The sequence below is a fragment of the Pseudomonas sp. S9 genome (assembly GCF_000222125.1).
Lineage (GTDB): Bacteria > Pseudomonadota > Gammaproteobacteria > Pseudomonadales > Pseudomonadaceae > Aquipseudomonas > Aquipseudomonas segetis.
On record NZ_AFFX01000001.1, the window covers coordinates 261402 to 274997 of the forward strand.

Consider the following 13596-nt stretch of genomic DNA (forward strand, 5'->3'; position numbering starts at 1 on the left):
CTCCCGAACGAAGTTCTACAACTACAGGCAGATCCGCTGTGAATGGTGCTTACGCACTGGGCTTGTGGCGGATACTGGGTTGTTAAGCGTTAGGAGTATCCATGTCTCGAGTTCGCCATGTATTAATCGGCCTAGCCTCTGGCTCAGCACTGTATTCGAGTTTTGCCCCGGCACTTGGACTTGGTGAAATAACCCTGCATTCGGCTTTGAACCAGCCTCTCGAGGCTGATATCCAGCTGCTCCAGGTGGGTGATCTGAGCGCCAACGAAATCAAGGTCAAGCTTGCATCGGCGGAGGCGTTCAGTCGTTCAGGCGTCGAGCGTTTTGTTTTTCTCAATGATTTGAGCTTTACCCCGGTATTGAGCAACGGGCGCAGTATTGTGCGGGTCACTTCGCGCCAGGCGGTGCGCGAGCCCTACCTGAATTTTATTGTCGAAGTCTCACGGCCCAATGGCCAGTTGTTGCGTGAGTACACCGTACTGCTTGATCCACCCATTACCTCGATCTATGGCTCGGCTTCACCTGCGCCAAGCAGCCAGTACAGCACTCGCTCGACTTCGACCGTTGCCGTTGAGCTTGCACAACCTGTACGTCCGGCGCCGCCAAAGGTCATGCCCGCCGCCACACTCGGCCAGACCTACCAGGTGCGCAGTGGCGATACCCTGTGGCAGATGGCATCACAACTGCGTGATCAAGGCAGCAATGCTTCGCAGCAGTCCCTGATGAATGATATCTATGCCCTCAACCCCCAGGCGTTTGCCAATGGTGATATCAATCGACTCAAGGCAGGCGTTGATTTGCGCTTGCCCGACAGCGCTGTAAATACCAGCCAGGCAGGATCATCACCCAACAGCAACTCGAATCAACGCGCGATTAGTGCAAGCCAAGACGATGCTGCCAGTGGCCAGCCATCCAGCGCTGGCAGTGCGGAGGTCGCCCCTGCAGTGGTTGGAGACAGGGCGGATGCTCAGGCCTTGGCCGAGATCCAGCAGCGCCTGGATCTCGAGCTGGCCAATCAGTCGAACCTGAGCTTGCAGCTGCAGCAGAGCATTTCCCAGTTGCAGGCGCAGGTGCAGGCGCTGCAAACCCAGGTCGAGGCCAAGGACCAGAGGCTCGCCGAGCTGCAATCTCAGCTTGACGCCGGACCTGCGCCGCAAACCAGTGGTCAGCCTCAGGTGACAGCGCCAGCCCCGGTGGAGCCGGTTGAGCAGCCCACTGACTGGATGCCTTACCTCTATGGCTTGCTCGCCTTGTTGCTTGCTGGTTTGCTGGCGCTGTTGTGGCGCTCCAAGCGCGAGCGAACACCAGCGCCTGAAGCGCCTGCAATCGCCGTGGCCAGTGTGGAGAAGCCGCAAGAACCGCTTTTCCAACCGGTTGCACTCAATGCTCAAGCCCCGGTTACTGAGCCTGCACCTGCACCTGCACCTGCACCTGCGGCCAGTCGTCAGAAATTGCCGGTGGACGCCATTGAGGCTGCCAATATCTACATAACCTACGGTCGCTACCCCGAAGCGGTCAGTGCTTTGCGCAAGGCCTTGCAGGCTCATCCTGAGCGTCACGATATTCGCTTTCGCTTGCTTGAGGTCCTGGCCTTGCAAGGCGATGCACAGCATTACCAGGCAGAAGAAGCGCTGTTGCGCCAGAGCAGCTTTGCGCCTGAGCGCATTGACCAGCTCAATGCGCGTTATCCGCAGTTACATGGTGAAGAGCTCGATTTCGATGCTTTGGAGCTTGATGAGCCCGCCGATTTGGCGCCAGCGCCGAGTCCGGCGGATGATTATCAGCTCAACCTTGACGACCTGTCCCTGGATGCAGACTGGGATCTGGTGAGCCCGTTCTCGCCCAAAACCAAGGCAAAGCCGGCCACACCCGAGCAGGTGGATATAGATACAAACTTGCGTGATCTACCCAGCCTTGAAGAGTTGCCCCATGATGACGATGAGTTCGCCGCGCTGACGGCAGAAAACGACGCTGCGCTTGGGGCCTGGTTTGAAGATGATCCCCGTTCGCCTGCCAATCTCAACAATTTGTCTGATTTCGACACAAATGCCAGCAACATGCTCAAGCTCAATCAGGCGTTGGCCTATATCGAGCAAGGCAGTATCGAAAGTGCCTGCGATATACTCAACGAAGTGCTTAATGACGGTGATGACAAGCAAAAGCAGGAGGCCCGCAAGCTGTTGGCCAAAATTGCTTGACTCATTTCCAGATCAAGCAGGCGAGCACGCGCTATCATGGGCTGTCCGTGACAGTTGAGAACCACTATGCCTAGCGCCAAACCTGAAATCACCATCACCTACTGCACCCAGTGCCAGTGGTTGCTACGCTCCGCCTGGTTGGCTCAGGAACTGCTCTCGACCTTCGCCGATGACCTGGCAAAAGTGACGCTTGAGCCCGCAACCGGCGGTGTGTTCAAGATTGTCTGCAACGGCGTGCAGATCTGGGAGCGCAAAGCCGATGGGGGCTTTCCCGAGGCCAAGGTGCTCAAGCAACGGGTGCGTGATCAGTTCGATCCCCAGCGCGATCTTGGTCATAACGATGATCGCAAGATCCACTGAAGAGTCGCCTTGGCGTCGGCAGCGGTGGGCTATTTGGCCATTCGTGCAGATACAACTATCGCCAGGATGATCAAGGTGCCGCCTGCGAGCATGCGCAGGCTCGGCTGCTCGCTGAACAACCACCATGCGAAGGCAATGCCGTAGACCGGCTCCAGGGCGAAGATCACTGCCGCGGTGCGAGCCTTTATCACCCGCAGGCTGGCAACGAACAAGCTGTGTGCGAGCCCGGTGCAGAACACGCCCAACAACGCCAGCCAGAACCAGTTGACCAGTGTAACTTCTGGAAGTTGCTGCCAAGCCAGCGGCATAAACAACAGCATCACCGTGAGGTTCTGGCACAACGCAGCCTTTACCGGGTCCAGGCCCTGGGTGCTGGCGCGGTTGAGCAGTGATAACAGTGCAAACAAGAAGCCTGATAGCACCGCCCACAACAGGCCGATGTTGGCCTCGCTGCCGAGGTTGAACTCGGGTGTCACCAGAATCAGGCCGAGGCAGACCACGCCAACCATCAAGAACTCTCGACCACGGGTGCGTTCGCGAAACAACAAGCCTTCGAGGAGTACGGTGAAAGCAGGAAAACTGGCGAAGCCGAGCGTTGCGATGGCGACGCCGGAAACCTTTACCGATTCAAAGAAGGTGATCCAGTGGCTGCCGAGCAGCAGTCCGCCAAGTGCCAATAGACCCAGTTGCCGCGCGCTTGGACGCATGCCACGGGACTGCTTCGACAGCTGTGCAAACAGGGCCAGCGCAAGCACTGCAAACACGGCCCTGCCGGCCGATATGTTCAGGGGCGAGGTCGTGGCTAGTTTGCCGAAAATGCCTGAAAGCCCGAACATCAGGGCGCCCAGGTGAATGGCGAATAACGCCTGACGTTCAGTCATGCCAGGCGAGCACCATTGGCGACTGGCTTGTCAAAGCTTGCCAGCACCACCTTGTTCGCTTCGTCGTAAACACCAGTGACCAATACTTCCGAGCGGACACCTGCAATGCGCTTTGCCGCAAAATTGCAGACGCACAACACCTGGCGGCCAATCAGCTCATCGACCTTATAGTGAGCGGTGATTTGCGCGCTTGAGGTCTTGATTCCATGCTCGCCTAGATCAACCTCAAGCACGTACGCAGGCTTGATCGCCTTGCTGTTGGGTTCGGCCGAGATAATGGTGCCAACACGCAGTTCAACACGGGCAAAATCTTGCCATTCAATCTGCTGCATAACGCCTCCGGGGTTTATTTGGCGCCATTCTAGAGGGGTGCAGGGCAGACGTCTGTCGCAGGAGTATCGATTTTTGTCGCGCTACTGTTGCGCTGCGCGAATGGAGCGCGCACTGCAGCCAAAGTAGCGTGACAAGGCCGCGCCAAAAGCGCTTTGTGACGAGTAGCCAACCCGCGCAGCAATTTCACCGATACCAAGATGGCTGGTTCGCAGCATCTGGCGCGCCAGTTCGAGCCGTTGATTGCGCACATACTCCATGGGCGTGCGCCCTGTTTCGGCCAGGAAGCGGCTGTGAAAGCGTGCGGTCGACAGCCCGGCCAGGCGTGCAAGATCCGCCACCTGCAAGGGGTGCGCTGCGTGCTCATGGATATACTTATCTATCGCCTGCAGCGGTAGGCGAATTTCGCTTGAAGCGGCGCAGGATTGTTCACTCAGCAGGCTCGCCAGCAACAATGCAGCGCCTTGCTCGGCGATCACCGGGTCGTTGATCGGGCTGGCAGCCAACCAGCTGACCAGTTGGCCCTGTGCATCATTCAACGTTAAGGAGCGGGTGGTGTCGGTCAGGCGCAGGCCGGCATCGGCATGGGCGCCCAGATGGGTTTTTAGCCAGTGCTCTGAGGGAACATCCAGGACCAGGCAGTCACTGCCAGCCGGGCTGCCACAGGCATGCTCGGTTGCCGCTGGAACTATCGCCACGGATTGACGAACCACCCGGCTGCCGACGCCCGCGGCCTGGAATTCGAGCAGGCCGTTAAGGCCGAACACCAGTTGTGCGTGATCGTGGCTGTGGCTCAGCAGGTCGTGACTGTAATGACGCAGTGACAGTAGTGGATGCATACCAGTGTTCCCCCTAAGGTCTGGGGATTCTATCAGTACCCGGCGTACTCCGGCAGGCGAGTCAGTGCACAAGCGTGCAGCTGTCATTGAATTGAAGTCATGGCGTCATATTGCGTTCACCGGTCTCACGCAAGCTCAGTAAAACTCTGCCTGAGGATGCCCGGATGACGAGTGCACAGTTGATCAAGCCAAGCCGCAAGCAACGTGTCAGGACGCTATGGATCTCGGATGTCCATCTGGGAACCCGTGATTGCCAGGCGGAGCACTTGTCTGCCTTTCTCAAGCGCTACCAGGCCGATAAGGTGTATCTGGTTGGCGATATCATCGACGGCTGGAAGCTGCGCAGCGGCGTCTACTGGCCGCAGGCCCATAGCAACGTTATCCGGCGCTTGTTGACCATGAGCAAGCGCGGTACCGAAGTGGTCTATGTCACCGGCAACCATGACGAGTTTCTACGCCGCTACTCCAAGCTGATCCTGGGCAATATCCACCTGGTCGACGAGGCCGAGCACCTCACCGCCGACGGTCGCCGATTGCTGGTGATTCACGGTGACCAGTTTGACGTTATCACGCGTTATCACCGCTGGCTGGCATTTCTGGGGGACTCAGCCTATGAGTTCACCCTGACCCTGAACCGTTGGCTGAATCACTGGCGTCGCCGTTACGGTTACGGCTACTGGTCGCTGTCTGCCTATCTCAAGCACAAGGTCAAAAGCGCGGTTAACTTCATCAGTGATTTCGAGCAGGCCATCACCCATGAATGCGCCAAGCGTGGCTTCGACGGTGTGGTTTGCGGGCATATCCACCACGCTGAAATCCGCCCCATGGGTGATGTGGAATACATGAACTGCGGTGATTGGGTCGAGTCCTGTACCGCGCTGATCGAGCACATTGACGGGCATATCGAGCTCTACCGCCTGGCTGATGATCAAGCGCGGCAGGCGCAACAACTCGCTGCGGCTGCAGAGCCTGTCGCGTGAGGGTGCTTATCGTCAGTGATGCCTGGACGCCGCAGGTCAATGGCGTGGTCACCAGCCTGCAGGCCTTGATGAGCGAGTTGCGGGGCATGGGGCATGAGGTAAAACTGCTGTCACCGACTGACTTTCGCTCCATACCTTGCCCGACCTATCCGGAAATCTCGTTGGCTTGGGATCTTTGGCGAGTGGGACCTGCAATCAGGGCTTTTCAGCCCGATTGCATACACCTGGCCACGGAAGGGCCTCTGGGCTGGGCGGCGCGGCGTTGGCTGGACAAGCGTAACCTGGCTTTCTCAAGTGCCATCCATACCCGTTACCCGGAATACCTGAGCACACGCTGCCCCTGGATTCCCCTGAGCTGGGGCTATGCCTACCTGCGTCGCTTTCATCGCTCCAGCCAGGCGGTTCTGGTGACAACCGAGCACCTGCGCAGCGAGTTTTCCAACTGGGGGATACAGCGCCTTAAACTCTGGCGCAAAGGGGTCGATCCCAGGCTGTTCAAGCCGCTTGAACCCCGGGAGGTCGGTGCCGATCCGGTTTTTCTCTATGTTGGACGACTCGCCCCGGAAAAGAACCTTGAGGCTTTTTTAAGCCTGGATTTACCCGGTATCAAGCGAGTGGTGGGGGATGGGCCCCAGCGCCAGGCATTGCAGCACCAGTATCCGCAGGTTGAATTTACGGGTTATCGGCATGCTGAAGAGTTGGCCAGGGAATACCAACAGGCAAGCGTGCTGGTATTCCCATCGCTGACCGACACCTATGGCCTGGTCATGCTTGAAGCGCTGGCCTGCGGCACGCCCGTTGCCGCATTTGCCGTGCGCGGGCCGCTTGATGTGCTGCAACAGGGCATCACCGGCTTTATGCATGAAGACCTCGGCCATGCGTGCTTGCAGGCGCTCAAGTTAAGCCGAGCATGCTGTGCCGCTGAGTCGGCCAGTCAATCATGGCAGGTCTGCGCACAAGAGTTCCTGGCAGAACAACCGTGGCTTGATGCCGAGTTGCAGCAGCAGTTGGCCTGACTGCTGGCGATACGTACCGCCAATAACAAAGCCGCCAATGGGCGGCTTTGTTGGCGGGGCTACATGATGACCTTGTCGCGTAGCTCTTTGGCGGCCTGTTGCAACGCCTGGATCACCCGCTCCTTGTCGAAGTTCTGAATGCCATTGGTATCCAGGTACATTGAGAAGCCAGGCAGTTCATGCTCGACATAGCTCGAGGTTGCGCCGAGGTCGCGACGGAAATCCACAACCTGGTAAATCTGCACCGGGCGGGTGAAGCCCTTGACGGTGATCTGGCCTTTGTCACGGCACATGATGACGTCTTTGACCAAGGAGTAGGTTTCGTGCGAGATCAGGATTTCGCCTGATTCGGCAGCACTTTCCAGGCGGCTGGCCAGGTTTACGTCGCGGCCAATTATGGTGTAGTCCATGCGCGTATCGGCCCCGAAGTTACCCACGGTGCAGTAGCCGGTATTGAGACCCATACGAATCTCAAGGGGTTTGGTGATGCCCTGGGCCCGCCATTGTTGGCGCAGCACCTTCATGTGCTTGCGCATGGCAATGGCCATTGAAACGGCTGCCACGGCATCCTTTTTTGCGCCTTTGCTGGCGGGGTCACCAAAGAACACCATGACGCTATCGCCAATGAACTTGTCAATGGTGCCGCCATACTTGAGGCAGATCTTCGACATTTCATTGAGGTAGGTGTTGAGCAGGTCGGTCAGTGCCTCTGCCTCAAGTTCCTCCGATAGCTCGGTGAAACCTTTGATATCGGAGAAAAATACCGTGAGTTTCTTGCGCTGGGTTTCCAGGCGCACCGACTTTTTGCCGCTGAATATGGATTCCCAGACTTGCGGAGACAGGTATTTGGCAAGGTTGCGGGCCAGGCGCGCGGCTTTTTCCTGTTCGCGCCTGATATCGCTTCGCACCTGGGCCAGATGCAAGCCTTGCTGGTGGACAAAGTACGCGGTAATAGTGATGTGGAAGGTGGTGAACAAAATGCACACCAGTGACACTGCTGTCGGGGTTTGGCCTATGAATTTCGGGCCGATCAGGGCCGAGCAGGCCAAGGTGCTGATCAGCGTGGTCACAAGCACCAGGGTCATATTGGCCAGGCCGCCGACAACCAGGGAGCTGAACAGCAGGGTCAGCAGGCTCATCAGGCTCAGGACCGGGGAGAAGTTCAGCAGGGCGGCCAGGCAACCACAGTGAATCGCGTCGACAATCATCAAGCCTTGGGTGGCTTTTTCAGGGTACTGGCGCTTGTAGTATTGGCCAATCTGATGCGCCAAATGCGGATAAAGCAGGGCGTATGGAACAATCCAGAGAATACTGTAGGAAAAATACTGGACGTAGGTACCCGCAGCAATACTGGCTGCAATAGAGATGTAGGCTAGGACGCGCGAATAGTATTCACGCATCACCGGCCCCGGTAGTACGCTGGGTAGGGTAGCGGTGCGGACAGTCATGGTACGGCAATGATCCCTGATAAAGGAACGCCTCTAGTTGGGCGTTAATTGGCCTGGAACTAACCGGCTCCGGCCAAACAGGGATCATAACCAAGCGCAGCTTACCCGCCAAGCTGCAATGACGAATGCATCATTTTGGCGGATTACCGGTTGTCAAAGCGCTTTATTTTGCATCACGGTAGATTGAGTTTTTGGGCTGGGCAAAGACGCGCCTCAGCATAGGTTCAAAAAACTCCAGCGGCAGGGATTCATACTCGGGATCAAAGGCCGAGGCGTCATACTTGGCGCAAAAGTCGATAGTCGCCTGGTACTGCGGGTGGTCTTTGAACTGCTCGCGCAAGTGGCGATCCATGCCCAGGTGGTGAAAGAAATAGTAGCCCTGGAAGATCGCGTGCTTTTCGACCATCCAATGGTTTTCTGCGCTGACAAAAGGCTTGAGCATGGCCGCAGCAATGTCGGCATGGTTGTAGCTGCCCAGGGTGTCGCCAATATCATGCAGCAGGGCGCAGACCACGTACTCCTCGTCGCGACCATCTTTGTGCGCGCGGGTTGCGGTTTGCAGTGAATGGGTCAGGCGATCAACCGGGAAGCCGCCAAAGTCACCGTCCAACAGCTTGAGGTGGGTGAGAATGCGATCAGGTAGCTGATCGGCAAAGGCACGAAAGTCCTTGGCGATAATGGCCCAGTCGTCCTGTGTGCCGTTTTCCATATGGGTAAAGCGTGCATGCATATTCATTACTGAGCCCCTACTAAAATTTAATGCGACCCGTGCAGGCATCCTTGAGCATCACCCAGTCCCCCATCAGTGAGTACAGGGGATACTTGAAGGTCGCCGGGCGATTTTTTTCAAAGATAAAGTGCCCCACCCAGGCAAATCCGTAGCCGGCAAGGGGGATTGCCAGCAACCAAAGCCATTGCTGGCTGAGCAAGCTGTAGGCCAGTATCAGCAACACCAGGGTGCTGCCAGCATAATGCAGGCGCCGGCAGGTAGGGTTGCTGTGCTCTTGCAGGTAGTAAGGGTAGAAATCGGCAAAGGAGTGAAAGCGGTCAGTCGTTTGGGCAGTCATGGCGTGCCTCCTGTTGTTCTTTTAGTCAGGCTCACTAATGCTTACAGTCTAGGCGCTGGACAACGATCAACCAGTGACATTAAGTGCCACATTAGTATCCTTGCCCGCCATTGCAGTCGGTTACGCTTAGGGAACCTCTGAAAAAGGTAGCGAGCGACGAGAGTACAAGGCAAAAAAGTGCGAAAAATCGGAGTCTAGTTGGCCTAAACGAGCATTTTGAGCAGTTTTTTAACGCAGTAATATCGAGCGCAGTAGTTTTTCAGAGGTTCCTTAGCGGTTATATGTCGAACTTTTAGAATAAGAATCCACAATGAGTGAGCGCACAACATCTTCCAATTGGGCTTTAGGCATCGTTCAGGCGTTAGAGATGGGCGGTGTAGACTGTCGCTCGATCTTTCCCGAGCTTGGCCTCGACTACGCATTGCTCGAGGATCCGGATGCGCGGTTTCCGCAAGACGGCATGACTCGGCTCTGGACCCGTGCCGTCGAGCTCTCGGGAAATCCCGCCATTGGCCTGAACATGGCCAAGGTGGTGCGTCCCGCCTCGTTTCATGTGGTTGGCTATGCGCTGATGTCGAGCAGTTCGCTCAAGGAAGGCCTGGCGCGGCTGGTGCGTTATCAACGGATTATTGCCGAGGGCGCGGACCTGAGCTTCAGGCCAACTCCCGATGGCTATGAGCTGGTGCTGGCGATCCATGGTGATCGCCTGCCGCCGGCACGTCAGAGCGCGGAGGCGTCCCTGGCCTATGCATTGGCTTTTTGCCGGTGGATGACCGGCAAGTTGATTCGTCCGCGCAGAATTCTTCTGCAAGGTGAGCCGCCGGCGGATATCGAACCCTTCCAGCAGGTGTTTCAAGCGCCGCTGGAGTTCAATGCCAGTCATTACGGATTACTGTTCGAGGGTGCCGACATGGAAATGCCCTTGCCCACGGCCAATCCGTCGCTGGCGCAATTACATGATCGTTTTGCCGGCGAATTTCTGGCGAGGTTCTCGGAAAGTCGGGTCACTCACCAGGCGCGCCAGGTGATTTGTCGATTGCTGCCCCAGGGCGAGCCGAAGCGTGAAGTTGTCGCGCAAACATTGCACATGTCGCAGCGCACCCTGCAGCGGCGTTTGCAGGAAGAGGGCACCAGTTTCCAGCAGTTGCTCGACGACACCCGCTGCGAGCTGGCGCAACAGTATCTTGCGCAGCCAAACCTGACCCTGCTGGAGGTGTCCTATCTGCTGGGCTTTGCCGATCCGAGTAATTTCTTCCGCGCGTTCCGTCGCTGGTTCGAGCTAACGCCCAGTGAATATCGGGCACGCATCTAGCCCGGCCATTGGTCGCCTGAGAACATGAGGTCATGTTGGGTTTTCGGTGATAAATGCCGCTTTTATGCCCTCAATCGGCGCAGATGCCGAGTGCTTCCAGTTGTTCTGCCGTTTAATGTCGCCAGAACAAAGGCATCAGTACCACCATCACCGTGAGGATTTCCAGGCGGCCGAGCAGCATGCCGCAGGTCAGTATCCATTTGGCGGCATCCGGCAGGCTGGAAAAGTTACCCGCCGGCCCGATGATCGGTCCCATTCCCGGACCAACCCCGGAGACAGTACTGGCAGCGCCGCTAAGCGAGGTGATCCAGTCCAGCCCACACAGGCTCAAGCCCAGGGCCATGACCGCGATGGTGGTGGTGAAGAAGAACGAGAAGGTCAGGATCGAGCGGACGATGTCCTCGTCCAGGCGGTGTTGATTGTATTGCTGCTTGATCACCGCCCGGGGGTGGACCAGTTGCTTGAGGTTGGCCTTGAGCAGGATATAGGCCACCTGGAAGCGGAAGATCTTCAAGCCGCCTGCGGTTGAGCCTGAGCAGCCACCAATAAAGCCCAGGTAGAAAAACAGCATGCCGGCAAAGCCGCCCCAAAGGGTGTAGTCGCCCAAGGCGAAGCCGGTCGTGGAGATAATCGAGGTGGTGTTGACCGCAACGTGGCGCACCGCTTCCAGCCAATGCAGGTCAGTGGTCAGCGCATACCAGGTGCCGAGGATAAGCCAGGTGCTGAGCAAGATCCCCAGGAAGCCACGAACCTGCTGGTCGTAATACAGCGCCCGGAAGTTGCCACGCAGCGTCGCGACATAGAGCACGAATGGCAGGCTGCCGAGAATCATCAGCAACACGGTTACCCAATGCACCGCAGGTTGCTGCCAATGGCCGATGGAGCTGTCCGAGGTTGAGAAGCCGCCCGTGGCAATTGCAGACATGGTGTGGTTGATCGCATCAAACCAGCCCATTCCCGCCAGCCACAGTGCCACGACGCCGAAAATGCTCAGGCCAACATAGGCGGCCACCATATATTTGGCGACCATGTGCGAGCGCGGCATGATCTTGTCGGAGCGGTCCGACGACTCGGTCTGGAACAGGCGCATGCCACCGATACGCAGCATCGGCAAAATGGCAACGGCCATGGCGATAAAGCCGACGCCGCCGAGCCAGTGCAGCAGGGAGCGCCAGATCAGGATGCCCGGCGACATGTTGTCCAGGCCGCTGAGCACGGTCGCGCCTGTTGCGGTGATACCGGACATGCTTTCAAACAAGGCGTCGGTGACGCCCATGTGCTGGCTGAAAATAAATGGCAGCGTGGCGAACAGGCAAACCAGCACCCAACTCGAAACCGTCAGCATGTACATGTCGCGAGGGCGTAATTGCGAGGCCTGCTGGCGGCTACGGCCCTGGGCAATCAGGATCAAGCCGCTGACAAAGGTGATCAGACTCGACCAAAGGAATGAGTTGATTTCGTGAGGTCGCTCGAACACGAGCAGGGTAATGACCGGCACCAGCATGCTCACCGACAGGGTCACGAGAAACACACCGTTGATGAAGGCGAGAATGCGCAGTGTCGATTTAGACATCCAGTTCAACCCCCGCGCGCAATATGGTTTTCATTATGGAACCGACTTCCCTGTGGTTCTTTTCCTGGCATTCTAGTCTGCTGATATCAGTGACGCCAAAACGAGCGAGTGACCAAGACCAGCACCGTCAGGATTTCCAGTCGGCCGAGCAGCATGCCCAGGGTCAACAACCATTTGGCTGCATCAGGCAGGCTGGCGAAGTTGCCCGCCGGGCCAATGATCGGCCCCAGGCCAGGGCCAACGTTACATACGGCCGTTGCCGCACCGGTCAGGGCGGTGATCCAGTCGAGGCCCAAGAGCGCCAGGCCCAGGGCAATGACGCCGATGGTGATGGTGAAGAAGAACGAGAAGGTAATCAGCGAGCGAACAATGTCTTCGTCGAGGTTGTGGTTGTTGTACTGCTGCTTGATCACTGCCCGGGGATGAACCAGTTGCTGCAGGTTGGCGCGCAGCAGGACATAGGCCACCTGGAACCGGAATATCTTCAGGCCGCCAGCGGTTGAACCCGAGCATCCGCCGATAAAGGTCAGGTAGAAGAACAGCATTACCGCGAAACTGCCCCAAAGGGTGTAGTCGCCCAGGGCGAAACCTGTGGTGGTAACCACTGAAGTGACGTTGACCGCCACGATACGCACAGCGTCCATCCAGCTGTAGTCCGAGTTGATCCACAACCAGGTACCGAAGACCAGCCAGGTCAAGACCAGGAAACCCAGGAAACCGTGGACCTGATGGTCGCGAACCAGTGCGCGCCGATTGCCTCGTGCACTGGCAACGTAAAGGGTGAAGGGCAGGCTGCCGGAAATCATCATGACAACCGCAACCCAGTGCACCGCAGGTTGATCCCAGTGGGCGAGCGATGAGTCCGAAGTTGAATAGCCGCCAGTGGAGATCGAGGTCATGGCATGGTTGATCGCCTCGAATGGCGTCATGCCCGCCAGCCAATAGCTGACAAAGCCAAGCAAGGTCAAACCCAGGTAGACAATCAGAATGTACTTGGCAGCCATGTGCGAGCGCGGCATGACTTTCTCGCCCCAGTCCGAGGATTCGGTCTGGAACAGGCGCATGCCACCGACCCGCAGCAGCGGCAGAATCGCGACCGCCATACCGATAAAGCCAATGCCACCAAGCCACTGCAGCATCGAGCGCCAGATAAGCAGGCCCGGAGAGGCGCTGTCGAGACCACTGAGCACGGTAGAGCCGGTGGTGGTGATGCCCGACATGGTTTCAAAATATGCATCTGTGTAGCTGATATGGTGGATTTGCACCATTGGCAATGCCGCAAATATGCACACCACCAACCAACTGGCAGTGGTCAGCAGGTACATGTCGCGTGGGCGCAGCTGGGCGTTTTCCGGGCGTCCCGGGATGACCAGCGCCATACCGGCACCGGCGGTGATCAGGCTTGACCAGAGGAATGGGTCGAGGTCTTCGGTACGTCCGTATACCAGTAGCGTCAGCAGCGGAATCATCATGCTGAGCGCCAGTGTCAATAAAAAGATACCGAGGATGAAGCCAATAATTCGCAGTGTCGCCAAGGCCATAAAGGGGGCTCAAGTGGAGGACAGACGGAAAGTTACAAAGGGCGCCATTCT

13 protein-coding genes are annotated in these 13596 nt (G+C 57.5%); 5 read left to right on the forward strand and 8 right to left on the reverse strand.

The window, feature by feature from the left end:
- The first annotated feature begins 101 nt into the window (after positions 1-101).
- Both PSES9_RS0101255 and PSES9_RS0101260 read left to right on the forward strand, forming a co-directional pair.
- Positions 102-2198 carry a FimV/HubP family polar landmark protein gene (locus tag PSES9_RS0101255; RefSeq protein WP_010483225.1) on the forward strand — a complete coding sequence of 699 codons (2097 nt, stop codon included), beginning with the start codon at positions 102-104 and terminating at the stop codon, positions 2196-2198.
- A gap of 66 nt (positions 2199-2264) precedes the next feature.
- Entirely contained in the window at positions 2265-2558 is a 294-nt protein-coding gene (locus PSES9_RS0101260; RefSeq protein ID WP_010483227.1) for a SelT/SelW/SelH family protein, read from the forward strand.
- Between the two features lie 29 nt (positions 2559-2587).
- Here the strand turns inward: PSES9_RS0101260 and PSES9_RS0101265 are convergent, their stop codons facing one another.
- The 3 genes from PSES9_RS0101265 to PSES9_RS0101275 all read right to left on the reverse strand — a co-directional run bounded on the left by PSES9_RS0101265 (position 2588) and on the right by PSES9_RS0101275 (position 4608).
- A complete protein-coding gene (locus PSES9_RS0101265) occupies positions 2588-3439 on the reverse strand; it encodes a DMT family transporter (protein ID WP_010483228.1) in 852 nt (283 codons plus the stop codon).
- Positions 3436-3771, reverse strand: coding sequence for a tRNA-binding protein (locus PSES9_RS0101270; RefSeq protein ID WP_010483230.1), 336 nt, complete (start codon positions 3769-3771; stop codon positions 3436-3438). Before PSES9_RS0101270 ends, PSES9_RS0101265 begins: the two co-directional genes overlap by 4 nt.
- Before the next feature lie 81 nt (positions 3772-3852).
- Positions 3853-4608 (reverse strand): AraC family transcriptional regulator, encoded by a 756-nt coding sequence (locus PSES9_RS0101275; RefSeq protein ID WP_010483233.1) that lies wholly within the window; start codon positions 4606-4608, stop codon positions 3853-3855.
- Between the two features lie 164 nt (positions 4609-4772).
- On the opposite strand from PSES9_RS0101275, the gene PSES9_RS0101280 reads away from it, so the two are divergent.
- The gene (locus PSES9_RS0101280; protein ID WP_010483235.1) at positions 4773-5588 is read left to right on the forward strand and encodes a UDP-2,3-diacylglucosamine diphosphatase; all 816 of its coding nucleotides are present in this window, start codon (positions 4773-4775) and stop codon (positions 5586-5588) included.
- Entirely contained in the window at positions 5585-6604 is a 1020-nt protein-coding gene (locus PSES9_RS0101285) for a glycosyltransferase family 4 protein (RefSeq protein WP_010483237.1), read from the forward strand. Before PSES9_RS0101280 ends, PSES9_RS0101285 begins: the two co-directional genes overlap by 4 nt.
- A 59-nt stretch (positions 6605-6663) precedes the next feature.
- On the opposite strand, the gene PSES9_RS0101290 is transcribed toward PSES9_RS0101285, so the two are convergent.
- The 3 genes from PSES9_RS0101290 to PSES9_RS0101300 form a co-directional block, all read right to left on the reverse strand.
- Positions 6664-8004 carry an adenylate/guanylate cyclase domain-containing protein gene (locus tag PSES9_RS0101290; protein WP_010483239.1) on the reverse strand — a complete coding sequence of 447 codons (1341 nt, stop codon included), beginning with the start codon at positions 8002-8004 and terminating at the stop codon, positions 6664-6666.
- Between the two features lie 211 nt (positions 8005-8215).
- Positions 8216-8788 (reverse strand): HD domain-containing protein, encoded by a 573-nt coding sequence (locus tag PSES9_RS0101295; RefSeq protein WP_010483241.1) that lies wholly within the window; start codon positions 8786-8788, stop codon positions 8216-8218.
- 13 nt (positions 8789-8801) lie between these two features.
- The gene (locus PSES9_RS0101300; RefSeq protein WP_010483242.1) at positions 8802-9119 is read right to left on the reverse strand and encodes an Mpo1-like protein; all 318 of its coding nucleotides are present in this window, start codon (positions 9117-9119) and stop codon (positions 8802-8804) included.
- Positions 9120-9429: 310 nt separating this feature from the next.
- On the opposite strand from PSES9_RS0101300, the gene PSES9_RS0101305 reads away from it, so the two are divergent.
- On the forward strand, positions 9430-10431 hold the full coding sequence (locus PSES9_RS0101305; RefSeq protein ID WP_029529312.1) for an AraC family transcriptional regulator: 1002 nt from the start codon (positions 9430-9432) through the stop codon (positions 10429-10431).
- A gap of 112 nt (positions 10432-10543) precedes the next feature.
- On the opposite strand, the gene PSES9_RS0101310 is transcribed toward PSES9_RS0101305, so the two are convergent.
- Positions 10544-12004, reverse strand: coding sequence for a TrkH family potassium uptake protein (locus PSES9_RS0101310; protein WP_010483246.1), 1461 nt, complete (start codon positions 12002-12004; stop codon positions 10544-10546).
- An 86-nt stretch (positions 12005-12090) separates the two neighbouring features.
- On the reverse strand, positions 12091-13545 hold the full coding sequence (locus tag PSES9_RS0101315) for a TrkH family potassium uptake protein (RefSeq protein WP_010483249.1): 1455 nt from the start codon (positions 13543-13545) through the stop codon (positions 12091-12093).
- Positions 13546-13596 lie beyond the last annotated feature (51 nt).